A 24,473-nucleotide genomic window follows, 5' to 3' on the forward strand; every position below is an offset into this window, starting at 1 on the left:
GCCTGTTTGTTTGTGACAATAGTGTATAATTCTCCATTAGACAAGGCTGTTTCATCAATACTCAAATGGCTACCTACATTATCACAGAATAGCATCCAATCTTCTGCATGTTCTTTTTGAGGCCATCCGCTATAATCACTAATGTGTTCTTTGTACTGGTGTTGAAGCTGTTTACCATCAACTTGGAAATACTCACCAAGATGATAACAGCTGATGGGATAATTATCCAAATATCCCTTTTAAAAAAAGACCGAATTCCGTAGTCATTCGAGCTCCTTTTATTACTAAATCCCAGTCCCTGCTGATGATATCACCTGTCTTCTTAACTGTCCAGCGACGCCTCTTAATCCGTAAAGCGACTTTTTGCCCACGGATTGGAAAGTCTTGGATGCTTACCTCTGGAAAGAAACCCTTGGATTCAAGGTCTTCTTTCTGATAACCCGAGGGTACAGTATTCTTTTCTTCAAGATAAATCTGAAGTTCTTTCTGCACCTTTTCAACTTTGGTCAATTCGAAATATTCCAGAATACCTTCTGGTAAGAAAAAACTAAGGAGACTTTGTTCTGATGGATTCAAGGGAAATCAGTATTGGTTTACAATGCAAAGAAAAGAAATTATTCGATGCCCCCAAATATTTGACTTGAGCCAAAATATATGCTTGAAATTTTTATCCCCCAAAAAATCCGCTTGAGCCATATAAACCCCGATAAATTTAAAAAAGTTTTCTGGATATTCATTCAAAATAAAAGACCTGTGACATTTAAATTTCACAGGTCTTTGAAATAATCTTTGTAAAGTTACTTATTTCGCTGCCAAAACAGCTTTGGTCAGTCTCGGTAAAATATCAAAAACATCTCCAACGATACCATAATCTGCTGCTTTGAAGAAAGGGGCTTCTGGGTCTTTATTAATCACCACAATTACTTTTGATGAGTTAACACCTGCTAAATGTTGGATAGCTCCAGAAATACCAGCAGCAATGTACAAATTAGGAGAAACCTTTATACCCGTCTGTCCAACGTGCTCATGGTGAGGTCTCCAATCTAAATCAGAAACTGGTTTTGAACAAGCCGTAGCTGCCCCTAAAGCATTCGCTAAGTCCTCGACAATGCCCCAGTTTTCTGGGCCTTTCAATCCGCGTCCAGCCGATACAACTAAGTCGGCCTCTGGTAAAGAAATAGTGCTTGATGCTTTATGAGTTTCAATTAATTTCACGCCAAAGTCGGCATCATTTAATGCTGGTGCGAACACTTCAACGGTAGCTGAATCATTTGTTTCAACAGGGCTCACCGCATTTTTCTTAATCGCTATGATTTTTTTATCACTTTTCAGTGACACACTAGCAAAAGCCTTACCTGTATAAATGCTCCTAGTTACCACAAAACCATTGGTTAAATTTGGCAACGCCGTTACATTAGAAACGATTGAAGCCTTTAATTTGCCTGCTACCCTAGCAGCAACAGCATCTCCCAACGATGATTTTGCCAGCACAACAATATCAGCACCATCGGTATTAACAGCTTCAGTCAATACAGAGGCATAAGCTTGAATATTTGAAACGGCTAAACGAGCATCACTAGCATGAAGCACTTTGGTTGCACCAAAATTACCAGCCTTCGCTAGTTCGCTTTCAGAAGCTTCGCCAATGGCTAATACCGTAGCAGAAGTGCCTTGCAACTTAGCAAGTTCTGAGCCATAAAAAACGGCTTCGAGCGAAGATTTTTTTATCGCTCCATTATCTAATTCTGTGAATATTAAAACAGACATTTTATTTCAGATTTTAATGATAAGAAGATAAATTCACTAAGCACAATATCGCTTACAGTACCTTCGCTTCAGTTTTCAATAGCGTGATAAGTTCTTCAGCATTTTCGGCAGGAATCATTTTGCAAGCTCCTTTTGGTGCAGGTAATTGATATTTATCTGTACTTGTTAAGCCTTCACCTACTGGCTCTACTACTTTCAAAGGCTTGGTTCTTGCCGTCATGATACCTCTCATGTTCGGAATCTTCCATTCTGCAATAGGCTCCTGACAGCCCAATACTAAGGGCAAGCTAGCTTCTAAATCTTCTTTCCCTCCTTCTATTTCACGGGTGATTTTTGCAGTAGTACCTTCAATATTGAGTTTCATCACAGGTGATAAAGAAGGAATTCCTAACATTTCTGCTACCAGTCCATGCACTACGCCGCTATTGAAGTCGATTGATTCACGTCCCATCAAAATTAAATCGTATTTTTCCTGAGCAGCAATACTAGCAATTTGGCTCGCTACAAAATAAGAATCAGTAGCCTCGCTGTTCACACGAATAGCATCATCTGCACCAATTGCCAAACATTTACGGATTACAGGCTCAGCATCTGCTTCGCCCACATTCAGCACGGTTACAGTGCCTCCATGTTGTTCTTTTAATTCTACTGCACGCGAAAGTGCATAATCGTCATAGGGTCCAGTAATATAGGTTACGCCCGCTTTATTGAATTTTGTATCTCCGTCCGTGAACGAAATTTTCGCTGTGGTGTCGGGTACACTTGTTACACAAACTAAAATTTTCATTGTATATCGTTTATTTTGTTAATCTTTTGAGTTTTGTTTCAAGAATTACATGATAAATTTAACTTTTAAAGGTTTAATTTGTAGTATTCCTTATTTCATCACAATAATAACGAAAAGTTTTAATAATAGTATGCAAGCATACTATTATTTATAAATATTTTATCAAATGTCATTTAACAGATTAGCTTTACTAAAACAGTTTCTGGAAGAAGAACCCGAAAACCCTTTTAATCACTATGCATTGGCAACTGAATTGTTGAAATCAGATGCTATAAAAGCAGGTAATATTTATTTGTTTCTCTTGAAAAACCATCCAGACTACCTGCCTACTTATTATCATGCAGGGGCTTTATTTTCTGAATTTGGAGAAACGGATTTAGCTGAAAAGATTTATACTGATGGGATAGTCTTAGCTCAAAAAGTAGGTAATGAAAAAGCCTTGAAAGAATTGAAAGGGGCTTATCAGTTATTTTTAGATGAATTAGAGATGTAATAGAGATTGTCTGAAAATGAAAATAGCTTACTTTCTATTAGCGGGTGACTTAAGTCCTACTGATTACCCACATCTTTTAAAAAGTTGAAATAGAAATGTTATTATTGATCAAATTAGCTTAAATGTACATAAATAGTCTTTAAAACCAAGCGTTGAAGCCCTCATCTCTAGCGAGGGGCTTAAGCCCCTCGCTAGAGATAATCATCTGATTATTAATAATTTATAAACTTATGGGTAATCAGTAGGACTTAAGTCACCCGCTAATAGAAAAGGTCGGAAATATTCCATTATTCATGGCATGACTTTTAAACTAAATCCGTGGTCTGTGTGCCAAAGACCACAGATTTAGTTTTAGGATTCTTTGATTAATGCACTGATTATCTTAGTCATCATCGGCTCTGATTTACTAGCAGCAGCAATAATTTTATCTAAACTTGCTTTTTGTAAGGTTTCAGGAATACCCATGTCTGTGATAATAGACATCCCAAAACATTTTATACCCATTTGATGTGCCACGATAATTTCAGGAACGGTTGACATTCCCACGGCATCGGCACCTAACATTCTCAGTAATTTATATTCTGCACGGGTTTCTAGTTGTGGTCCAGAAGCCATCACATAAACGCCCTTTTGAACGGTTATGTTCAATGATTGTGCGATAGCTTCGGCTTTGCTGATTAAAGATAAATCATATGGGTCGCACATATCAGGGAAACGATCACCAAAGGTGGAGATATGTTTGCCTGTCAAAGGGTTTTCAGGCATGAACAAACTGATATGGTCTTGGATAATCATCAAGTCGCCAACTTTGAAGGCTGGATTCATTCCACCCGAAGCATTTGAAACGATTAGCTGACGTACACCCAATTGTTGCATTATTCTCACAGGCAAAGTAACTTCCTTCATAGAATAGCCCTCATAAAAATGAAAGCGTCCTTGCATACAAATTACATGCTTCGTGCCTATTTTACCAAAAATCAATTTGCCTTGGTGAAACTCAACTGTTGATACAGGAAAATGTGGAATATCCGCATAGTTAATGCTTTTTATGATGTCTATCTCGTTCACCAAAGCCCCTAAACCTGTGCCAAGAATAATACCAAAATCAGGATTAAAATCAGGTACTTGTTGCTGAATAAATTCAGCAGTTTTTACTATTTGTTGATAATACATTTCGGTATAAATTAGCTGATTTTGAAATAAGTATTTATTCTTTTACAATCGACCTCCCTACATATTTTTGCCTGCCACAAAGCCCGTCGTCCAAGCAGCTTGAAAATTAAAGCCTCCTGTTACGGCATCAATATCCAAGACTTCCCCAGCAAAGAATAGGTTTTTGATGTATTTACTTTCCATCGTCTGCTGATTAACCTCTGCCAAATTTATTCCTCCACAAGTAACAAATTCTTCTTTGAAAGTCGTTTTTCCTTTCACCTTCTGTGGGCAATTCAGCAAATATTCAATTAATTTATTGGTTGATTTATTAGCAATATCTATCCAGCGAAGGGTTTCATCAATATCGGAAAGCTCACAAAGTTTTTTCCAAAGGCGTGATGGTATTGAAAACTGAGGGTTCGATTGAATAATTTTCTTCGGACTTACCTTTTTTTGTAATAAAAAGTTTTCTCTCATTTGGTTCTCTGAAAACTCAGGATTCCAATTAATCAGTACTGTAAAATCATAATTCGCTTCGGCTAATTCTCTAGCGCCCCATGCCGAAAGTTTTAAAATAGCTGGCCCTGAAAAACCCCAATGGGTAATCAATAAAGCACCTTCTTGTTGCATCTTTTTTCCTGCTATTCTTACAGATGCGTTCTGAACACTCACCCCCGAAAGTTCAGTAAAAAGAGAATCTGGGACATTGAAAGTGAATAAAGAAGGAACAGGTTCGATAATTTGATGTCCTAAATCAGCTAGCCATTGATAAGCAGTTTTTTGCGGATTTCCACCCGTAGTTATCAATAGTGCCTCACAGGGCAATGTTTCGCCACTAAGCAATTCGACACCTGTGACTGTTTTTTCATTTGTTAATATAGCTTTCACACCTGTAGAGGTAATTACTTTTACACCTACCTTTTTAGCTTTTTCTTCCAAGCAACTAGCAATTGTTTCAGAACTATCAGTATCTGGAAACATCCTACCATCTGGCTCTGTCTTTAGCGTAACACCTTGTTTTTCAAACCACTCAACAGTATTTTTAGCATTAAACTGAGTAAACAAATTTTTCAGAAAGCTCCCTCCTCTCGGATAAAACTTAGCGAGCTGTTTATTATCAAAACAAGCGTGTGTAACATTACAACGCCCACCACCAGAGATACGAACTTTATTTAAAACAGTCCTATTTTTTTCTAAAAGTGTTATTTTCGCATCAGGATTACTTTCAGCGGCCGAGATTGCACCGAAATAACCTGCGGCACCAGCCCCAATCACTATTATATTTTTTTTTGACATTGATTCTTATCGAAGCCACCTTTATGTACTTCCTTGAAAAACAAAATTACTAAAAATGTAATGGTAAATTTCATTTGAGCGTTTTCAAAAATCTATTAATAATCTAAAACGGTGCTTAACAATACCTAAAATCATGGGCAAAATCAAATTTCTTTTTTTCCTACTCCTACTTGGCATTGTTTTATATTATCTAGGAAAGCCTGCCCCCTTAAAGTCGCTACAAAAAGATTTTGAGAAAATAACCACTCAAAAAAAATCATCCGAAAAAGAAAAATCCATACCAGAGGAAACTGAGGAAGAAACAGACAAAGAGTCGGGTGGTATTAGTGATAATTTATCTAAAAAAATAGAAGATAAAATAGAAAGTTCGGTCTTAGAAACCATCAAAGAAAAGCTTTTTGGCGACAATAAGAGTAAGCCCCAAAATAGCGACGGCGGTAGTTTAGACGATTATATTCCTTCTTCAAAATTCAATCAAGAGATTGTTCGTCATACAGCCTTTATTTTAAATTATCGTGAAGAATATGAGCAAGCTTCTTGGGTTTTACATCGTTTGATTAAAGAAGCTGTGGATGGCAACGCAACACGCTCTAATGAATTTATCGAAGACCCCCTCGTTGAAACAGGTTCGGCTCAGACACGAGATTATTCACGTTCTGGCTACGACCGTGGGCACTTATGCCCTGCGGCAGATTTTAAATATGATAAGGCATTGGAAGACGAAACTTTCTATATGTCGAACATGTCCCCACAAACCCCCGATTTTAATCGAGGAATTTGGAGTAATTTAGAAAGCAAAATTCGTCAGTGGGTGATTCGTAGAAATGAATTGATTATCATCACAGGGCCAGTATTGAAAAAAGGGCTCAAAACAATTGGAAAAATCAATTTAGTGGCTGTTCCGACACATTTTTATAAAATAGTTTACGACCCTTACAACGAAAAAGCCATTGCATTTGTCATTCCAAACGAGGGTTCTGTAAAATCTATCAATTCGTTTTCTGTCAGTATTGATTCCATTGAAGTATTAACTGGTATTGATTTTTTTGAGAAACTGCCTGATAGTTTAGAGCAAAAAATTGAAACAAAAAATAGACCCGAAGATTGGTTCTAAGTTATTTTATTGACCATCTTAAAGATATTTCAAGTCTGTTTAATGATAATGTTGTAACTTTATTTTCGAAAATATTATCTTTTTGAATAGCATTATAATGTTATTTGTGATAAAATATTAGAAAAATTAAGTTTATTCCACAAAAAACACACTTATTCTTACTTTTAAATTAACCCTAAACTTTATTACCATAGTAGTAGCTTAAATAAAAAAAAACTATGACGTTAGCCTTTACAATTTGTTCCATAAATTATCTTGCCCAAGCCCAAACACTGGGGCAGTCTCTACAAAAAACTAACCCTGATATAGAATATGTAATTGGATTAGTGGATAGGCTTGATCAAGTAAATTTAGATAGTGAAAAAACTCCTCCTTTTCAGCTACTAGAGATTGATAAGATTGGTATTGATTGTTTGGATGCTATGTGCGAAAATTATGACATTACTGAACTTAATACTGCTGTTAAACCATTTTACTTTGACTACTTTTTCAAGCATAGAAAAGATATCAAGAATGTTATTTACTTTGACCCTGATATTATAGTTTATCAAAAATTAAGTAAATTAATAGAAAGCTTACATACAAAAAGTATTGTAGTTACTCCACACATCACATCGCCGATTCTCGACGATTATGATACTAAAGAAATTGCACATCTAAACACTGGTATTTATAATTTAGGCTTTATTGCTGTTGCTAGAAGCAAGGAAAGTTTGGAGATGATTGACTGGTGGAAAGAGCGCCTTACAAATGACTGTAGAATAGATTTGTGCAATGGCTTGTTTGTAGACCAACTCTGGATAAATTTCGTTCCTATTTATTATAAAAATGCTGTATTGATTGAAAAACACCCTGGCTATAATGTTGCTTATTGGAATCTTCACGAGCGGCAAATTACTAAACATGAAGACGATTTCTATAGTAACAATGAGCCTTTAATCTTTTTCCATTATAGTGGTTATCAATTAAGTAAACCCGATAGTGTTTCAAAATATCAGGATCGTTCAACTTTTGAAAAAAGACCTGATATCGTTCCTCTTTTTAAAGACTATGCCCATAAATTAAAAGAAAACTTTAATGACTATTATATCAAGATTCCTTGCTTTTATATTAAACCGCCAAAAGTAAAACGCTATAAAAGAGTACGAAAAGCATTACAATTGCCTTTTAGGAAAGTAGTAGAATTAATCAATTCGGACAAATAAGTACTATTCGGTAGTAATCTAACCCCTGTTCATAAAACATTATGCTAAAAAGAGAGTATTGTGGAAATAGACCAACTAAGCTAAGACTAAGAGTATTAGACTTATTTGTTGATTTCTTTGTTTTTATTTTCCGAAAAACTAAACATAATAAGTATATAGTACCCAACAAAATTTTACTTTTTAATTTTGGTCACCTTGGCGATATGCTGATGATGAGTTATATGATAAATGCGCTGAAGAATAAGCATCCACATATTGAAATTCACATAGTAGCAGGTAGTTGGTGTAAAAATTTAATTGTAAATAATCCTCTATACGATAAAGTATTTTTTATTAATCATTACCGCACCAACAGAAGCGCCATTTCTATTTTCGCAAAATTCAAATTATATGTAAATGATATCAAGACATTTTTAGCTGAACATAAAAATTTATATTATTCTCATTCTTTCGACTTTAGGTATTCTGGTTATAATGCTAATTTACTGTTACCATTTTTAAATGCTGAACAGAAAATAGGCTTTGGTACACGAGGAATGGGTAGTTTACTAGATATTGAATATTATATGCTTCCTACACCCTTCCATTCGATTGATCAGCAGATTCAAAGTTTAAGAAGCTTAGGAGTTGCACAAACGGGTAAAAACATTGAACCTATTTTATTAATGCCTGCTGACGAGAAAAATACACTCGACATCCAAAAAGATTATTTTATCATTTTCCCAGAAGCTGGCACAAAAAACAGAATGTTTTCAAATGCATTTTGGATAACAATCAGCGATTATATCCTTGAAAAAAGACCAGACGTTCAAATTATGATATGTGGTCTTACAGAATATTCTAGCAAGCTAAATGTTGAACTTGAAAAAAAATATCCTGAAAAAATTATTGATGCAGTGGGTAAACTATCCATTTTACAAATGATTCCTGTGCTGAAAGAATCAATCGGCGCCCTTACGCTAGATTCTTTCCCTGCTCATATTGCCTCCACCTTAACAACTACGCTATGTTTGTTTAAAGAAGGCACGGGTTTAGAGTATTTCCCGATTAATGCCAAACCTACTTATATCATTCATGACCATAAGTATTCAAAAGACGTTAAATCATTCAGAGAGCAAATGACGATTCATTATATTACCTCTTTAAACGAGCGAATTTTACAAAAAATAGTCCCTCAAGCAATGGACGAATTATTTAAGTTTAAAAAATCTTAACATAACAAACTTAATTTAGTTATATATGAATATTAGATGAAAGTAGTTTGCAAAACACCTTTATTGGCATTATTTTTGCTTAAATTTCCTGACAACCAATATAATTTATCAGCGTATTATTTTCAGCTTTGAACACTGTTCCCTTTTATAAAAAGATATTTTGAGTTTTTTATAAGTTTTTATTGAATGGATAACAAAATCATGACAAATCCTTCTAATCCTTCTGAATTAAATGAATCGGATAAAACTTATCGGGCTTTGGAAAACTCTATTTTAAAAATACAGAGATCCCTTAATAAATTAGCCAAAAAGTCAAATCCAAGCCACGAACTTCAAGCTTTCTGGGAACTCGGAGACCTTTCTCTCATTAACTGGATTAGTGATACAAATTGTTATATCAGTCGCAGGGGTCAAAAATTACAATATTTAGCCAAACCTGCTAAATTAGAAATGATTACCTTTCACTTAGAAGAAGGGGATAAAATATTAATCTGCGGAGAATCGCTGATTAACAAAATCTCTGAGGATGAGATTGACGAAATTCTTCATAACAGTACAGGTGTTAAAGATTCTTGTTTGAATTTATTGAAAATCGCTAATATCGATACTCCTTATAGCGTATATAATGTACACAATGTAATAGTGTTGGAAGTAATAGATCAGAAAAAGGTAGTAACGCCCGTCATCACTAATGACAATAATCCATTCATTACTAAATCAAATGATAAATACTTATTTATTCCAATTGTTTTAGTAATAGCCAGTCTGTTAGCTTATTCTTATGGCAGGAAAAACACTTTTGATATTTCAATGATGTTTAATCGTCAAGAAAATAAAGTAGTTGTTGAAGATACTGTTAATATAACACCCAAAGATTCATTGCAACCTATCCAAAACAATCAGGCTGTAGTTGATGATTTTGAAGATAATAAACCAACTGAAACAGCTAAAAATTCGACAAATAATTTTGAAGAATCAAATCCTAAACAAAGCACAAATAAATTAGAAACATCAAAGTCTGATTTTTCAACCTTTGATGAGCCTAAAAGTACTGGGCCTACTGAAGGTTCCAAATCAAAAGCACAGCCTTTCAGTTATTCGAAAGAACAACATAACTACACTGCTTTATTGGAACAAAAAGACAAATGGACAGCTATCAGAAAAGACTTACAGGACAAATACAATAGCGGAGATTTGTCAGTGAGTGATCAATTAGAGAATAGTAAAAAAGTGCTAGATAGAATTGGACAAAAGATAAAAGAAAGCACTAAAAAACTAAATCAAGACTAAGCTTTAAATGCTTCTTCTGTCTCTGGTTTTTCAGTTTCAACTTCCGATTTAGTCTGTTTTTGTAGCTTCAATAAACGCTTTTGGTTATTTGTTTTTAGTAAATGTGCTACTGTCATATAAACTACAAACAATAAACATAACAAGTAAAGGGAAGTAGTATTTTCGGCGTTCTTGCTAATAAAAACAAATAGTAACGTAGAAATAATGGTAAAACACCAAAGTACCAACGACGCTTGAAAATGACTTAAACCACTATCAATCAAAAGGTGGTGAAGGTGGTTTCTGTCCGCTACAAAAGGAGATTTCTTATTTTTCAATCGAATAATGAACACTCTTAGTGTATCAAAAATTGGCACTACCAATACGATAATTGCTAGTATGGGTGCTGCAAAAGTACTGTTAGGGTCGAAGCGATATTGAACATTTAACTGAATAAATCTCACGGCGAAAAGAGCCAAAATAAAGCCTACAATCAATGAGCCAGTATCACCCATAAAGATTTTGGATGTCTTTGAAAAGTTAAATCTTAAGAACCCTAATAATGCCCCAGCCATTGAGGCTGCTAAACAAGCCAAAGCATAATGTTCATTTAAATAAAACCAAATTCCAAACAATCCCCCTGCTATCATACCAATTCCCCCCATTAGTCCATCGATACCATCAATTAGGTTTACGGCATTAATCAACGCAATAAAGACAAAAACTGTAAGCGGTAAACTGATGATATAAGGAACGGAGTAAATGCCAAAAATACCAAAAAGGTTTTCTATTCTTAAATCTCCAAGCACTACTACTAATAACGAAGCACCAATCTGTACATACATCTTTTTCTTTGGAGCCAAAATCAGAATATCATCTTTTACGCCTAAAAAGAACAAAATAACGATAGAAGAAATAGAGAGGTGTATTAACTGACCTTCGTCAGGGTTTTCCCATAGAAAGTAACTAATTAACATCGAAGCAAATACTGCTACGCCTCCTAAAGTAGGAGTAGCTTGTTGATGGGAACTCCTTTCTATCGGACTTGCCATTAAGTTTTTAAGTGTCGAAATATTAATAATAACAGGAATGGCTGTAATTGATGTAGCACAAGCAACCACTGTTGAAACAATGACATGAAAAAGGTTACTATTGTAAAATGTCCAAAAAGAATTATTCATTGCTATTATACATTCAAAATTATTCAAGCCTATTAAGCGTTATACTAATAGAATCTACGTTGGAGGGTTTAATGCCAGTCAAATTACAATTAAAATACAAAAGCACCAAACGGTTTAATCGTTGATGTGTCGTTGTCTTATTTCTTTCGCAGGATTTCCCTGATATATCATATAAGGTTGCATCTCTTTAGTAGCAACAGAGTTTACAGATAAAACAGAATGCGATTTTGCTACTACACCCGGACATACAACAGATTTTGCTCCTATCCAAACGCCATCTTCTAAATGTATTTCAGCTACTTTTAAATCAAAGGTACTCTTGGTATAATCATGATTCCCTGTTAACAACATGGAGCCTTGCGACAAACAAACATGATTTCCTAAGCTTATTTTGGTTAGATTATCAATCCAAACCATTTCGCCAATCCACACAAAATCACCAATTTCTAAAAACCAAGGATATTTTATACATACCTGAGGTTTTATCATTACACCTTTGCCAATTTTTGCTCCAAACAATTTTAGGACAGAAATCTTTAACGATACAGGAAAAGGTATGTTAGAATTAATGAGTATTGAACCTACTATATGCCAGAGCGTTCTTAGTAAAAAATTGCCCGGTTTGTACCAAGAATTATCGTACTTAGATAAGTCGGTTGTTTTCATTTTGTTAAATCTTTATTAAACTCATCTTTAAAGAATTTTTCAATCGCTTTTTTATCTTTTCCGACACGATGATACACTTCGTACACTTTAGCATCCACTAAAAATCTATACCAGAACCCCTGTAAAAAATGCCAAATAAATCCTTGTTTGCCATCTAAAAACCCAAATCTAACAATGTATCGATAGATAAAGTAAATGATAGGGCGAATAAACAGGGGAATAGAAGCATACTTCACTTTCAAGAATCTTGTTCTTTGTTCCTGAGAACCAAAAAATTTAGGTTCAACCGATTCGAAGTTGCGGAAATTGTATTTGATATTTAACAAGTCAATTACTTCTCTGATGGCATATAAATTATGTTTTTGAGTCCACCACGTAAGGTTATTCAAATTATGATCTACAATATCATTTTCCATTTGAATAGTTTTCCCGCTAGTCAGCGTAATGTGTTCATCCATCCAGCTTTCCTCACAAGCCCCTTGTCCGCTTCGCCAGATTCTCAGTAACCAGATAGGATAATATGCACCATGACGAATCCATTTATCAAAAAATATCACCCTCCTTTTAATATACATCCCTCCTATCTCTGGAGCAGTCCCTGATAATTTTTGGTTGATTTCCTCCGCCAAAGCCGGCAACACATACTCGTCAGCATCCATCCTCATCAACCACGTAGTATTGTATGGATTATGCTGAATACCATAATTGAACTGAATAGCATAATTCACCCACGGACGCTGTACTACTTTCGCTCCTAGTGATTCTGCAATCTCAACAGTTTTATCAGTCGACCCTGAATCTACAATGAATATTTTATCTGTAAATGCCAACAAAGATTCTACACATCGTTTGATGTGTTTTTCTTCATTAAAAGTTAGGATGATGACGGAAATATCTTGCATTAATTTTTGTTAGCAATTTTCTTAAACTCTTCAAATAAATTTTTAGCAACCAATGCTATATCATATTTTTCTTTGACCAAAGCTTTTCCATTATTGGCCAGATACTCACGATATTTTTCATCATCAAGCATCTTATTCAATCCCTCCACAATACTTCGGGTATTGAGCTCTACTAAATGAGCGGCATTTGTTTCACGAATACTCTCTCCAAAGCCTACTCTATCAGATAATAACGAAGGAATGCCAGAAACTAAAGCTTCGAGCGTAGCAATCGAAAATCCTTCAGAATGTGATGGTAACGTAAAAATATCAGCATCAGCAAAAGCAGCCAACTTATCGTCGCCCACTAGCATTCCTACTAGTTTTATATTTTCTTGTAAAGACTCTGTTTCAATAAATTTTTGTGTTTCAGCCAAATAGCCGTCGTCTGGCCCCGCTAATACTAATATACAATCGTTTCTTGTAGCCAAAACTTCTTTGAAAGCTGGCAGAAGCAAATCTAACCCTTTTTTAATATTTATTCTGCTTAAAAACAATATCAGTTTTTTATCATGCTGAAGCTGATACTTTTTTCTAAAAACTCCTTTCTTTGGCAATTCTTTGAAATTACTCAAATTCATCCCATTCGGTACAATTTTCACATTTGGGTGAGTATGCCCTAAAAAGTTTTTTAAATCTTCTTGTTCATCTAGGTTGTTAATCTGAATCAGTTCGGTATTATCCAATACTCTTTTTTGAAAAAGTACCCCAAAAAGCTTTTTCTTCCAATAGCCATTTGCCAAAGCCCAACGGTCTAATAAACCATGAATCGTAATACATTTTGCGGTAGTAACTCCTGCTAAATAAGGCGCTAGCCCTGCAAAATGCCAAAGTCCATGAATATGGATAACATCGTATTCATTACCATGTTTTTTAATCCAAAAAAACAATTCAGGAGAAAACTCTGCCCAAAATTTAGCCAACCAGTGTCTTTTACAAACTACTATTTTAGCACCCTCGGGTAATTCATATAGTTTTTGTCCTTCGGTAAATGGCGTCAAAATTGTTACCTCTGCCCCTAGCTTTATTTGTTCTACGGCGTGGTCATAAATAATTTTTGGGGGGCCTCCGATGTCCCAAGAATATGCACAGATATTTAAAATCTTCACAGGTTTTATCATTTTGATAAATTCATCAAGTATTTAGAAAGTGGCTTTTCTATCATTTTATGCATCACAATACTCGCTAAGATAATCATGATGCCTATTAAATAATTATAATAAACAGTTTGGTTGACAGATAAAGTGCTTCCAATAATTGATGGAATTTTATTCAACAAAAGTAACATAGGAAAATGTATCAGATACAAAACATAGGATGCATCGCCCAATAAAATAGTAAATTTAGGGATTATGATAGCCTTATTAGCTTCCAAGTTTAGCAAAGCTATCAGGATTAGCCCTGAGGGGAATCCAAATACCAAAACACGTTTCCAGTAGTCGTAATCACTAATTTCGAAACCCAAGCTAACGATTATGATAAGAGCGAAAATTAAAATAAATATTGAGACAATATTATTCAATTTGAATCTTTCATAATATCCACAAATCAAGAATCCAAAGAAAAATTCAAGGTTATAACTGCTAAAAACAAAATTGAAATATCTACTATCGAAGTTATTACCGACTATCATATTGATGATAGAACCCAGCAAAATAGCTACTGGAATAAACCAAAGCCTTTTAGAAAGTATTAATAATGAAAAGCATAAGTAAAAGAAAAGCTCGAAACTGAGTGTCCAAGTAACAGGATTAATAGCAAAGTGAAAAGGGACGAGGAAATAGGTTTGGAAATAGGCTGAAAATGTATGTGGATAAGCGGTACTAAAAACATCTTTATTCAAAACATTGCTGATGAGCCATCCTAATAAAAATAGCCCCGTCATTACAACCCAGTAAATCGGGAATACTCTTAGAAACCTCTTTTTTAAGTATTCAGTAAAGTAGGCTGGTTGGTCTAAATATTGTTTGCTCGTGAAATGAATAATAAAACCACTTATTACGAAGAATAAATCGACACCTGCAAAGCCAAAACCAAAAAAATCTCCTAAAAAACTAACAGGAAAATTCTTTTTTATGTAGCCTCCAATATGATAAAATACTACCACAAAAGCCGCAAAACCTCTTAAAAATTGTATTGAATTAATTACTTTTTTGGATGACATAATCTTTTATATCCATGAAACATTTCTTGGGCAACATTACTGGGTGAATACGTCTGAATAATATCTTGAGAGGCCTCTCCCATTTTTAATAAATCCAGTTCGGTATTCATAAACTTTATCAATGTTTCAGATATTTCGTTTACACTACTTGGATTAAAGGTAAATCCATTGACAGATTCTTTTACTAATTCATTAGCACAACCGCATTTCTTTGAAACTGCTACGGGTAAACCACAAGCCATAGCTTCGTTGACTACTAATCCCCACGGCTCTGAATAACTTGGCAGGACTAATACATCACTCAGGGCTAGATAAGCGGGTACTTTTTGCCAATTTACACCTTCAAAAAAGAAAACTTTATCAATGGTTTCTTCTTGTACATATTGTTGTAAAGGAGATTTCAAGTCACCATCGCCTAGTATTATTAAACCCCAATCTTGGTCTGCTGCATTTCCCATAGCAACTTTAAAAGCATCTAATAGCTTGAATAAGTTTTTAAATTCTATCAGTCGCCCAACAAAAATAAAGTTGTGCTTTGGTAAATTTAAGATGGTCTTTTGTTTATCGCTGTCTTTATGATTTTCTAGGTAAATTTTTCGGAGCAATTGATTATCCACACAATTCCTATTCACAAGCATTTGTGCGGGTTTAGCGCCTAAAGCTAACATATAATCTTTTGATAATTGCCCAAAATTAAAGAACCCATCAAATTGTTTGATGATGAACGATTTAAACGATTCTTTCAAAAAACTCCGCTGATGGTCGCCTCCTGTAGATTCATTTGAAAGCACCGTTTTGATACCTTTTAACTTGCAATACAATAAGATAAACCACGACGCTATATCATAATAACCAGTCAGGTTGACAATATCTGGCTTAAAAGTCTTAACTGTCTTTAAAATGCCTACTATTCGCTGTTTTAAGCCCAATTCTTCAAGCACGCCATCATGAAGTAGTTCATAATTATATTCATGCTTAAACAAGCTAGTATCATCAAACTTCAAACGGCTTTTTTCAATTTTAGCTAACTGCAAAACTAATAGTTCAAAATCATTTTCCTGATTTGAAATTAATTGCAATTCATTAAAAATAATCGCTTTGTAGTGAGCCCAAAGTTGATTATGAACAATTAAAACCTTCATTTTTTAAGAAGCAAATTAGCTTTATGAATCTCATCCACGATGCTATAAGCCTTGTTTGCTGGCGATTATTAATAGAAATTAATGATGTTACTTAACGGCTGGTTCTAAAGGAGCAAGCTCATTTTCTTTCAAGTCGTCTTCAGGTTCTTCTTTTATGTATTTTATTCCCAAGAAGCGAATGGCGACAATGAATATAAACCAATAGGAAGTTCCGTAGGGTTCTCCACCTGTAAAAATCCCGACGAAGTAGGTCATATAGAAATAGGCTACAAAACAAGCAAATGGATTTATTTTCCTTTTTAATGTATAAACAGCTTCTTTAAAAATCATATAGTTCATCAAACAAAATGATACTACGCCAGCAATTCCTAAATCTACAAAGGTTTCAATAACAGGTACATCTACATAAAAAAACCTAAACCCACCACCCAGAATAAAGGCATAGGGAATTTCGGAAAAGAGAAAAATAATTAAATCGATATTATTAACCCTACCCATCGCCGACATATCGACGTTTTTTTCACCCCCAAGTCCAAAAGCTGTTAGTAATGCTTTTGAAAAAGTCTCCAAGAAGGTATTATAGTATAAATCAATAATATCTATTATCCGCTGTTGCGTACTGATAAAATAAAGCAATCCAGCAAAAAACAGACAGATATAAATTAAATTTAGCGGCTTGAATAAGGCCCTTAAAAATACTTTAACAGTATCTTTCCCAACATTGAAGTACACAAATAACGCTACTGAAAATAAGAAAGCAAGTAAAATAGATCTTGCTTGGGCTAGAATCAATACTACTAATGAAAGAATAAGGTTAAAAAAAGCAAATAGCTTCCACAGAATATTTTTAGACTTTAAGAAGAAATAAGAAGCAAACACGCCTGCAAAAGCATTTCGTGCATACACGTGGGGGTTTCCACTGGCTGTGCTTGTTCCATCTCCAAACACTACCGTTGCTCTTTGTCCAATAATAAATAAAGGGTTGGTAGCCATTGAATAGATTAAACAAACACTTCCGAAAAAAGTAAATAGCAGCGCTATAGGCAGAAAATAATTGGCTACTTCATTAGATACGCCTACTATCAAGAAATAAAAAGCGAAAATAAAAATAAAGTTTCCTATATCTCGGGTAAAGGCAGTACGGTCGTTATCGTATCCAAAAAAGGGATTATAGAATAAACACGCTAACAACGAGATGATTAGGAAAAACATTGCGACCCTCGTAATAGGAATATTAGGTTTATAAAATTTCCTAAAGAGGTCGCCTGGGGAAATCAATAATACTAAGCCTATAAATAAGCTCCCGATAGTGAAAGTAGAACTACCCCCAAAGCCTAAGTATTCTTTAAAAAAGAAAATCAATGGGTTTCCCATAAATACTATGAACAAACCTAAAGATTGACGACTATATTTAAAATTGAAGTACTCTTTCATATTACAAAAATAATAAATCTAAGCTGTTACTCAGCTAGTACTTTCTTAAAACCTTTATTTTCATACACCCAATATTTTGCACCTCCATCTTTTTCAAATGCTTTAATGGGTTGGTATTGATTCAACTTTTTGGTGGTGATGATATAATGGTACTGGTTTTGTTCAAATTGCTGATATGCTTTTTCACGGAGCATACAGTGGCTCATCATACTGCTTGTATCGAAAAAATAGTATGTATTAAAACGCTTTGAAGTATCAGATTGAATGTTTTTCAACAATACTTGATATTCTACATCCATCAACTTTTCATCTTCGCTCGCAAAAGCCTGAGCTATAACTGGCATGGCTTGTACTCTTTGCAAAGAATCAGTAATAGATACTTTCAACAGTTTGCTAAGTTTATCAATTTTATAGGCTTCGCTAATATTCGCTTTTTTCTCTCTTTCTAAACAGGCTAAATTTTTTGGAATAAATCCATCAAAATCTAATTCTAACGCAATTGTCTCGTTGTTATCTAAAGATTTTACCCAACTGATGGCATCAGAAAGGTTTTTTTCTTCTGCATTCATCTTTTTGTTATTGTAATATACGCCATAGCTTGAATTTATTACTAATAACATACAAAAGATAAGCACTAATTTGTTTTTGATAGCTTCTTTTTGCTTGTGAATAATACCTATAAAACCAAAGCCTATTAAAATTACAGACATCATGGTGGCAGGGAAAAGATGAGAATAATATAGTTGTGCTGATTTTAAAGAGGTGAATAGGAACAACAATAAATTACCAACGTATAAAAGAATAATTATTTTAGAAGGATAAACCTTTAATAAAAACCATGTTCCGATAATAGTGCAGATAGTAAAAAACACATTTACAGGACTTGACAAAAAGTCCATAATAAATGAATAATTAAAATACGTTTGCATCGGGCTTTGGTGCATTTTGATGAAAATTACCCCAAAAAATGACTTCAATATTACAAATGTATCTGTAATGATAAAGGGTATTAAAGTAAATACAGCAAATAATATTACTAAAAAATAGTTGCGGTAGGTTCTAAAAGAGATTTTCTGTGCACGTAAATGAACGATTAAACTTCCGATGATAAACGGAGTCATGAATAAAAAAATCAATCGCTGAGCCACAGTGGCAATAAAAAGTATAAATATGGTCGTAGCAATTTGAGGTGTAATTTTTTCTGTAAATAAAATTCTCAGTATTAAGTAAATAAACAAGCTCCCTGAAATAGCCTCTGGGCGAATAACAGCCATTGAAACCCAGATTGTTTCTATGCAGATGCATAAAAATACGATGACAATTTTGGTTTCTTTGGTTAATAAAAAATGTGATGCCTTAATAATGAAGCGAACAGTCTTAAAAAAGATAATGCCTACTATTACTATTTGTGCGGCACGCTCCCAAAGGATAAATTCTTCACGATGATTCAAATAGTAGTACGCATTATCATCAAATACTTTTAAAATATCGGTAAGCTGATGTATCTCTGAAAAATGGGTAATAATGTGTATGATACACTGAAAAATAAATAAGAAGTAGGCAATAAAGATACTCGGTATACCTGCCCATTCTAACGTTCGGGGAGTGCAACCGTACCAAAGAAAAACGCCTGATTCACTAATGAAATTTTCGTCGGTAGTATAAGTGACTAATGGCGGAGGAGAAATGATTCCGTAATAAATACTTAATATTGAAAATAACAGCAAAATTACTGTAGCGACAATCAGTAGGTTTTTATAAAGAATCATAGGACTAATTTGCGTTATCGAAAGTATTTCTTAACAAAAAAAAACCGCTTAGAAAGCGAATCTAAGCGGTTTTTTTTTGTAATTAAGTGATTCCATCAGGATTCGAACCTGAGACCTACTGCTTAGAAGGCAGTTGCTCTATCCAGCTGAGCTATGGAACCGAAAAAAAATGTGTTAATCTGAGATTATTTAAAGTTGAAAATCAAGGAAATGTAATTTTCAAATTTTCAAATCTTCAAACTAACACATTTAAAAGTCGGGGTGGCAGGATTCGAACCTACGACCTCTTGGTCCCAAACCAAGCGCGATACCGGGCTACGCTACACCCCGAAAATATTCCCTTGCTTAAAATTAATATTTCTAAGCGGAGAGTGAGGGATTCGAACCCTCGGTACCCTTGTGAGGTACGGCAGTTTAGCAAACGGCTCCTTTCGGCCTCTCAGGCAACTCTCCTTAACACATTTTGTATCGCTTGTGATACTGTCGTTGTGTTTAGGTGATGCAAAGGTACGCCTATTTTTTTTAATAAAACAAGCCTGTTTGCAAAAAAAATTGAAATAATTTTAACCTTTTATGCTAACTTTCTGGTACAGAATTGAGAATCAGAAGGTTATTTACACCCTTATAAGTCTAAAAAATTTTAATATTTTTTTCATTTTCTTACTCTCTCTACAACATTTCTATAAAAACTCATCTTTGGCAATAGGGGAAAACTTTATTTTGTCTGTCAATGTTCTGTAAATAACATTTAAAATTTTGCTTTAAAAATGAACAAATACCTCATCATACTACTATCTGCCTGTTTATTTACTTCATGTTCATCAGTAAATATCATGAAAATGCGTCCTATCGAACAAGAAAGTATTGTTGACGGAGGCAAAGAAATCGTCAAACAAGAAAATAATGGCGTAAAAATAGTAGCCTCTTATGACGGCCGCTATCAGAAATACATGGTTTTTGATGTCGAACTATTTAATAATACAGACGAGCCCCTGACAATTTCACCAAAAGACTTTACTGCGCTGCCTCTTGATATAAATAAACAACAACTTGTTTCAACCGACGGACAGTATACTTATAGCTACCAAGCCGTAGAACCAGAAGAAGAACTTGGGAAAGTGCGTGCGGAAATGAATTATGAGGAAACAAAAATCAAAAGGGCTAAAACAGTCAATACCGTTTTATTTATTGGGGGAATTATAGCAATGATAGCAAGTTCTTCTAATAAAACTCCTGAAAGAGCTTGGCGATCTGCTAATATTGGTGAAACGATGGTTCAGGTAGCACAAATTAAACGTATCGCAGACCACGAGCATTATTATTCACGAATGGACAAACTGAGTAATGAACAGCATACGTGGATAAACGAAAACTTTAAAGCTACTACGTTGGCACCGCATACTTCTATCAGAGGAGGAGTATTTCTGGAAGCAAACTCACAAGCAAAATTTGTTCAGCTCAATTATACCTCTGACAAAACTAACCTTAGCTTTTTGTTTGAACAATGGTTTGAAAAACGGTAAAATAATACAAAAAACATCTTTTCATAAAGGTTTATTGAAACAACTTAGCTTTCAATAAACCTTTTTTGATTTTCAAGTAAGTGTATTTGCTTATTTTTTATCACCTTTGCAAACTTAAAATTGGAAACCAGACAATTGTAACCTTAATAATTAATTGAATGGTTTTCAATCAACAATGAAACAATAATATTGCATGGAAATCTTAAAAAGTAGTCGCCTTGATTCGCTACGCTACGATATTCGTGGGCCAGTTTACGAAAAAGCTCTTCAACTACAACGTGAAGGCTATAAAATCACTTCGTTGAATATTGGCAATCCGGCGGCATTTGGTTTTGAAACCCCTGAGGAAATTATTCATGACATTATCATGAATATTCGCAACGCACAAGGCTATGCCGATTCTCGAGGACTTTTCGCCGCCAGAAAGGCCGTTATGCAATATTATCAAAGTCGTGGTGTAAAAGGTATTGAAATCGAAGATGTATATATTGGTAATGGTGTAAGCGAGCTGATTAGTTTAGTGATGACTGCCCTGTTGAATCCGAATGATGAAATATTGATACCGTCACCTGATTATCCTCTTTGGACAACCTCTGTAGGGCTTGCTGGGGGTACTCCTGTGCATTATGTTTGTGATGAAGCGTCAGACTGGAATCCTGATTTAAAAGATATTGAATCCAAAATCACTAAAAAGACTCGTGGAATTGTTTTGATTAATCCGAACAATCCGACTGGAGCTGTTTATGACAAAGAAATTGTCGAAGGAATTGTTCGATTGGCAGAAAAACATAAACTTATTGTTTTTGCTGATGAGATTTACGACAAAATCCTTTTTGATGGCACTATCCATCATTCTACTGCGGGGATGTCTGAAGATACTTTGATTGTAACAATGGGCGGAATGTCTAAAAATTACCGTGCTGCGGGTTTCCGTGGAGGTTGGATGATTCTGACAGGGGCAAAACATAAGGCAAAATCGTATGTGGAAGGGCTTACCTTCTTGGCTTCTATGCGTTTGTGTGCCAATGTGATTACGCAATATGGTATTCAAACTGCTTTAGGAGGCTATCAATCTATTAATGATTTGGTGATTCCTACAGGGAGGTTATACAAGCAAATGAATTTGGCACATGAAAAACTAGTATCCATTCCAGGCATTAGTTGTGTGCGTCCGAAGGGAGCCATGTATTTGTTTCCTAAAATAGATTTGAAACAATTCGATTTCAAAAATGATGGCGATTTCGTATTGAGTTTGTTAGAAGACCAACGCATTTTGGTAGTAGGTGGACGTGGTTTTAACTTTAAAGAACCTGACCATTTCCGCATTGTCTTTTTACCTCATTTGGAACAACTTGAAATAGCGATGAACAAAATTGCACTTCATTTTGAAAATCACCGTAAAAAGTAATGATGTAGAAGTAGATTCCCAACAATTTTTGACATAATTTGTTATCTTCGTAAAGAGGTTAGGTGCTTCAAACATCTAGCCTCTTTTTGCATTAAAGGCTTTCAATATTAAAAAAAATATTCATTCGTATCAAAATGAACTCTAAAACACCCGTCCTTAGCTCTAAGAGAAACAAACTATTTATTTTCCTTTTTGGTATCTTCTTGACCAATGCTATCGTAGCAGAAATTATAGGGGTAAAAATATTTTCAGTAGAAGCTACTTTTGGTTTTCAACCACTTCATTTACAAACCTTTTTGGGCACATGGGATATTAATCAAACAGCGGGCGCATTAAACTGGCCTTTTGTTTTTATTACTTCTGATATTATCAATGAATATTTCGGGAAAAGAGGCGTAAAGCGTGTATCATATCTGGCTGCTGGTTTTATAGCCTATAGTTTCATTATCATTTATGGAGCTACGCTGCTCTCTCCTGCTCCTTTTTGGCTTGATGTCAATAAAGGCAACGATAATTTTAATATTGATTATGCCTTTGGGAAAATTTTCAGACAAGGGCTAGGAATTATTACTGGCTCGCTGACGGCATTTTTGATTAGTCAATTGTTAGATGCTTATATTTTCCATGCGATTAGAAAAGTAACGGATGGCAAAAAAATCTGGCTCCGTGCTACAGGCTCAACGCTGGTATCTCAATTGATTGATAGTTTTGTAGTAATCGGTATCGCTTTTGTATTGTTTGGGAACTGGACTATAGAACAATGGCTTTCTACTTCTTTAAATACCTATTTGTATAAATTCATTGTGGCTATTTTATTAACCCCATTGATTTATCTAGCGCATACTTTAATTGATAAATACTTGGGAGATGATTTAACGGATAGATTACAAGACCAAGCAGCACATCAGGAATAGCTTTACTTGAAGACTTTAGGACTAGAAGACTGTAGGACTAAAGGATATTGGATAAATACAGGACTAAATGATATTTAAGCGATATAGCAATCTCCTTTAGTCCAATATTTAATAAATTAACATCTAATATTTATAGTTCTATATCTTTTAGTTGAATGCCAACATCTTCAAGTCTTAAAGTCCATAATCCTAAAGTCTAGCATCTAGCGTCTAATACCTAAAGTCTTATGTCTTCAAGTCTTACATCTATAAATAAAGCTGCACCATTTTTCTCCAATATTTTGCTTTATGTGCTTCCTCATCCCATATATACAATTTGTTCACAATTCCTTTTCTCCACAAAATATCGCTGAAGTATTTGTTGTTTTCAAGAAAGGCATCATCTTGACCAATGGCTAAAATAAACTCCATTCGTCTCAATTCAGTGAGTATTTTTTCATCATTCAGATTCGGAATAAATTGAACAGGATTGTTGTAGTAAATATTTTCGTCGTGATAGCCATCAAATAAATCTTTGAAAACTCCCACCTGCCATGTAAGGTCAAAACGGCCACTCATTCCAACAACCCTTGTAAAAAACTGAGGGTATTTTGTCGCCACATTCATGGCATGATAAGCCCCTAAACTACAGCCTGCCGAAATCATGGTCATGTCTGGATTGAGTTCCCGTGTAAAAGGTAATACTTCCTTAATGATGTAGTCTTCGTATTGCATGTGCCTTTGAATACGATAACTCGGCGAACTTTCTGAACTATAAAGACTTTCAGCATCTACACTATCTACACAAAAGATTTGTAAATAACCTGCTTCAATTTTATCCTTAATAGCATCAATCACACGCCAATCTTCATAATCATAAAAACGAGCACCCCGTGTTGGAAAAAACAAAACCCTTGCCCCTGCATGACCAAAGACTAGCATTTCCATATCTTTTTGTAAATAATTACTAAACCATTTATGATATTGTCTTTTCATTATTTTCTAAAATTTAGGTTTAGAAATTATATTTGATTCAGAAGGATTATATGATA

The 24,473-nt window shown here is 34.5% G+C and carries 22 protein-coding genes, 3 tRNA genes and 1 pseudogene; 8 read left to right on the forward strand and 18 right to left on the reverse strand.

Features of this window, described 5'->3' with window-relative positions:
- From VB264_RS14190 to VB264_RS14205, 4 genes and pseudogenes are all read right to left on the reverse strand, one after another.
- Window positions 1-230, reverse strand: a pseudogene (locus tag VB264_RS14190) (ISAon1 family transposase); the annotation flags it as partial.
- Window positions 223-576: an ISAon1 family transposase N-terminal region protein gene (locus VB264_RS14195; RefSeq protein ID WP_323250407.1), complete on the reverse strand. Its 354-nt coding sequence runs from the start codon at window positions 574-576 to the stop codon at window positions 223-225. The pseudogene VB264_RS14190 and the gene VB264_RS14195, both read right to left, overlap by 8 nt.
- Before the next feature lie 225 nt (window positions 577-801).
- Window positions 802-1,767 (reverse strand): electron transfer flavoprotein subunit alpha/FixB family protein, encoded by a 966-nt coding sequence (locus VB264_RS14200; RefSeq protein ID WP_323250408.1) that lies wholly within the window; start codon window positions 1,765-1,767, stop codon window positions 802-804.
- A gap of 52 nt (window positions 1,768-1,819) precedes the next feature.
- On the reverse strand, window positions 1,820-2,554 hold the full coding sequence (locus tag VB264_RS14205; RefSeq protein ID WP_323250410.1) for an electron transfer flavoprotein subunit beta/FixA family protein: 735 nt from the start codon (window positions 2,552-2,554) through the stop codon (window positions 1,820-1,822).
- Window positions 2,555-2,720: 166 nt separating this feature from the next.
- On the opposite strand from VB264_RS14205, the gene VB264_RS14210 reads away from it, so the two are divergent.
- Window positions 2,721-3,047: a tetratricopeptide repeat protein gene (locus VB264_RS14210; RefSeq protein ID WP_323250412.1), complete on the forward strand. Its 327-nt coding sequence runs from the start codon at window positions 2,721-2,723 to the stop codon at window positions 3,045-3,047.
- 351 nt (window positions 3,048-3,398) lie between these two features.
- Here VB264_RS14210 and VB264_RS14215 read toward each other — a convergent pair whose 3' ends face one another.
- Window positions 3,399-4,220, reverse strand: a complete 822-nt coding sequence (locus VB264_RS14215) for a purine-nucleoside phosphorylase (protein ID WP_323250413.1) — start codon at window positions 4,218-4,220, stop codon at window positions 3,399-3,401.
- 57 nt (window positions 4,221-4,277) lie between these two features.
- Entirely contained in the window at window positions 4,278-5,498 is a 1,221-nt protein-coding gene (locus VB264_RS14220; protein ID WP_323250415.1) for a BaiN/RdsA family NAD(P)/FAD-dependent oxidoreductase, read from the reverse strand.
- Between the two features lie 133 nt (window positions 5,499-5,631).
- Here VB264_RS14220 and VB264_RS14225 point away from each other — a divergent pair, with 133 nt between their 5' ends.
- From VB264_RS14225 to VB264_RS14240, 4 genes are all read left to right on the forward strand, one after another.
- Window positions 5,632-6,612: a DNA/RNA non-specific endonuclease gene (locus VB264_RS14225; protein WP_323250417.1), complete on the forward strand. Its 981-nt coding sequence runs from the start codon at window positions 5,632-5,634 to the stop codon at window positions 6,610-6,612.
- Window positions 6,613-6,830: 218 nt separating this feature from the next.
- Window positions 6,831-7,817, forward strand: a complete 987-nt coding sequence (locus VB264_RS14230) for a glycosyl transferase (protein WP_323250419.1) — start codon at window positions 6,831-6,833, stop codon at window positions 7,815-7,817.
- Between the two features lie 41 nt (window positions 7,818-7,858).
- Complete coding sequence (locus tag VB264_RS14235; protein ID WP_323250421.1) at window positions 7,859-9,031, forward strand: glycosyltransferase family 9 protein; 1,173 nt, start codon at window positions 7,859-7,861, stop codon at window positions 9,029-9,031.
- Between the two features lie 201 nt (window positions 9,032-9,232).
- Window positions 9,233-10,321 (forward strand): hypothetical protein, encoded by a 1,089-nt coding sequence (locus tag VB264_RS14240; RefSeq protein ID WP_323250423.1) that lies wholly within the window; start codon window positions 9,233-9,235, stop codon window positions 10,319-10,321.
- Here the strand turns inward: VB264_RS14240 and VB264_RS14245 are convergent.
- The 11 genes from VB264_RS14245 to VB264_RS14295 all read right to left on the reverse strand — a co-directional run bounded on the left by VB264_RS14245 (window position 10,318) and on the right by VB264_RS14295 (window position 20,050).
- Window positions 10,318-11,481, reverse strand: a complete 1,164-nt coding sequence (locus tag VB264_RS14245; RefSeq protein ID WP_323250425.1) for a glycosyltransferase family 4 protein — start codon at window positions 11,479-11,481, stop codon at window positions 10,318-10,320. The two genes, VB264_RS14240 and VB264_RS14245, sit on opposite strands and share 4 nt — an antisense overlap.
- Before the next feature lie 114 nt (window positions 11,482-11,595).
- Window positions 11,596-12,147, reverse strand: a complete 552-nt coding sequence (locus VB264_RS14250) for a WcaF family extracellular polysaccharide biosynthesis acetyltransferase (protein WP_323250427.1) — start codon at window positions 12,145-12,147, stop codon at window positions 11,596-11,598.
- The gene (locus VB264_RS14255; protein ID WP_323250429.1) at window positions 12,144-13,049 is read right to left on the reverse strand and encodes a glycosyltransferase family 2 protein; all 906 of its coding nucleotides are present in this window, start codon (window positions 13,047-13,049) and stop codon (window positions 12,144-12,146) included. The genes VB264_RS14250 and VB264_RS14255 overlap by 4 nt, the downstream gene beginning before the upstream one ends.
- Window positions 13,049-14,197: a glycosyltransferase gene (locus VB264_RS14260; protein WP_323250431.1), complete on the reverse strand. Its 1,149-nt coding sequence runs from the start codon at window positions 14,195-14,197 to the stop codon at window positions 13,049-13,051. The genes VB264_RS14255 and VB264_RS14260 overlap by 1 nt, the downstream gene beginning before the upstream one ends.
- A gap of 8 nt (window positions 14,198-14,205) precedes the next feature.
- Window positions 14,206-15,252 carry an acyltransferase family protein gene (locus VB264_RS14265; RefSeq protein ID WP_323250433.1) on the reverse strand — a complete coding sequence of 349 codons (1,047 nt, stop codon included), beginning with the start codon at window positions 15,250-15,252 and terminating at the stop codon, window positions 14,206-14,208.
- Complete coding sequence (locus VB264_RS14270; RefSeq protein ID WP_323250435.1) at window positions 15,234-16,394, reverse strand: glycosyltransferase family 4 protein; 1,161 nt, start codon at window positions 16,392-16,394, stop codon at window positions 15,234-15,236. Before VB264_RS14270 ends, VB264_RS14265 begins: the two co-directional genes overlap by 19 nt.
- 87 nt (window positions 16,395-16,481) lie before the next feature.
- Window positions 16,482-17,828, reverse strand: a complete 1,347-nt coding sequence (locus VB264_RS14275; protein WP_323250437.1) for a hypothetical protein — start codon at window positions 17,826-17,828, stop codon at window positions 16,482-16,484.
- 26 nt (window positions 17,829-17,854) lie between these two features.
- Window positions 17,855-19,597, reverse strand: a complete 1,743-nt coding sequence (locus VB264_RS14280) for a hypothetical protein (RefSeq protein ID WP_323250439.1) — start codon at window positions 19,595-19,597, stop codon at window positions 17,855-17,857.
- Window positions 19,598-19,684: 87 nt separating this feature from the next.
- Window positions 19,685-19,758 (reverse strand) — tRNA-Arg (locus VB264_RS14285).
- 95 nt (window positions 19,759-19,853) lie between these two features.
- Window positions 19,854-19,927, reverse strand: a tRNA-Pro gene (locus VB264_RS14290).
- 35 nt (window positions 19,928-19,962) lie between these two features.
- A tRNA-Ser gene (locus VB264_RS14295) sits at window positions 19,963-20,050 on the reverse strand.
- Window positions 20,051-20,364: 314 nt separating this feature from the next.
- On the opposite strand from VB264_RS14295, the gene VB264_RS14300 reads away from it, so the two are divergent.
- From VB264_RS14300 to VB264_RS14310, 3 genes are all read left to right on the forward strand, one after another.
- Complete coding sequence (locus VB264_RS14300; RefSeq protein WP_323250441.1) at window positions 20,365-21,120, forward strand: putative periplasmic lipoprotein; 756 nt, start codon at window positions 20,365-20,367, stop codon at window positions 21,118-21,120.
- Window positions 21,121-21,313: 193 nt separating this feature from the next.
- Window positions 21,314-22,528: a pyridoxal phosphate-dependent aminotransferase gene (locus VB264_RS14305; protein WP_323250443.1), complete on the forward strand. Its 1,215-nt coding sequence runs from the start codon at window positions 21,314-21,316 to the stop codon at window positions 22,526-22,528.
- A gap of 134 nt (window positions 22,529-22,662) precedes the next feature.
- The gene (locus VB264_RS14310) at window positions 22,663-23,442 is read left to right on the forward strand and encodes a queuosine precursor transporter (RefSeq protein ID WP_323250445.1); all 780 of its coding nucleotides are present in this window, start codon (window positions 22,663-22,665) and stop codon (window positions 23,440-23,442) included.
- Between the two features lie 246 nt (window positions 23,443-23,688).
- Here the strand turns inward: VB264_RS14310 and VB264_RS14315 are convergent, their stop codons facing one another.
- Window positions 23,689-24,417, reverse strand: coding sequence for an esterase family protein (locus tag VB264_RS14315; protein WP_309918894.1), 729 nt, complete (start codon window positions 24,415-24,417; stop codon window positions 23,689-23,691).
- Window positions 24,418-24,473: the final 56 nt, after the last annotated feature.

Origin of the sequence: Arcicella aquatica (assembly GCF_034928825.1) — a bacterium.
In the GTDB taxonomy this organism is placed as follows: Bacteria; Bacteroidota; Bacteroidia; order Cytophagales; family Spirosomataceae; genus Arcicella; species Arcicella aquatica.

Bases quoted from the DNA above. Each gene is read 5' to 3' on its own strand.
- VB264_RS14245 (WP_323250425.1), bottom strand. From the start codon at position 11,481: ATGAATAATTCTTTTTGGACATTTTACAATAGTAACCTTTTTCATGTC.
- VB264_RS14220 (WP_323250415.1), bottom strand. From the start codon at position 5,498: ATGTCAAAAAAAAATATAATAGTGATTGGGGCTGGTGCCGCAGGTTAT.
- VB264_RS14225 (WP_323250417.1), top strand. From the start codon at position 5,632: ATGGGCAAAATCAAATTTCTTTTTTTCCTACTCCTACTTGGCATTGTT.
- VB264_RS14280 (WP_323250439.1), bottom strand. From the start codon at position 19,597: ATGATTCTTTATAAAAACCTACTGATTGTCGCTACAGTAATTTTGCTG.
- VB264_RS14230 (WP_323250419.1), top strand. From the start codon at position 6,831: ATGACGTTAGCCTTTACAATTTGTTCCATAAATTATCTTGCCCAAGCC.
- VB264_RS14300 (WP_323250441.1), top strand. From the start codon at position 20,365: ATGAACAAATACCTCATCATACTACTATCTGCCTGTTTATTTACTTCA.
- VB264_RS14215 (WP_323250413.1), bottom strand. From the start codon at position 4,220: ATGTATTATCAACAAATAGTAAAAACTGCTGAATTTATTCAGCAACAA.
- VB264_RS14240 (WP_323250423.1), top strand. From the start codon at position 9,233: ATGACAAATCCTTCTAATCCTTCTGAATTAAATGAATCGGATAAAACT.
- VB264_RS14265 (WP_323250433.1), bottom strand. From the start codon at position 15,252: ATGTCATCCAAAAAAGTAATTAATTCAATACAATTTTTAAGAGGTTTT.
- VB264_RS14255 (WP_323250429.1), bottom strand. From the start codon at position 13,049: ATGCAAGATATTTCCGTCATCATCCTAACTTTTAATGAAGAAAAACAC.
- VB264_RS14210 (WP_323250412.1), top strand. From the start codon at position 2,721: ATGTCATTTAACAGATTAGCTTTACTAAAACAGTTTCTGGAAGAAGAA.
- VB264_RS14275 (WP_323250437.1), bottom strand. From the start codon at position 17,828: ATGAAAGAGTACTTCAATTTTAAATATAGTCGTCAATCTTTAGGTTTG.
- VB264_RS14305 (WP_323250443.1), top strand. From the start codon at position 21,314: ATGGAAATCTTAAAAAGTAGTCGCCTTGATTCGCTACGCTACGATATT.
- VB264_RS14315 (WP_309918894.1), bottom strand. From the start codon at position 24,417: ATGAAAAGACAATATCATAAATGGTTTAGTAATTATTTACAAAAAGAT.
- VB264_RS14250 (WP_323250427.1), bottom strand. From the start codon at position 12,147: ATGAAAACAACCGACTTATCTAAGTACGATAATTCTTGGTACAAACCG.
- VB264_RS14270 (WP_323250435.1), bottom strand. From the start codon at position 16,394: ATGAAGGTTTTAATTGTTCATAATCAACTTTGGGCTCACTACAAAGCG.
- VB264_RS14200 (WP_323250408.1), bottom strand. From the start codon at position 1,767: ATGTCTGTTTTAATATTCACAGAATTAGATAATGGAGCGATAAAAAAA.
- VB264_RS14205 (WP_323250410.1), bottom strand. From the start codon at position 2,554: ATGAAAATTTTAGTTTGTGTAACAAGTGTACCCGACACCACAGCGAAA.
- VB264_RS14310 (WP_323250445.1), top strand. From the start codon at position 22,663: ATGAACTCTAAAACACCCGTCCTTAGCTCTAAGAGAAACAAACTATTT.
- VB264_RS14235 (WP_323250421.1), top strand. From the start codon at position 7,859: ATGCTAAAAAGAGAGTATTGTGGAAATAGACCAACTAAGCTAAGACTA.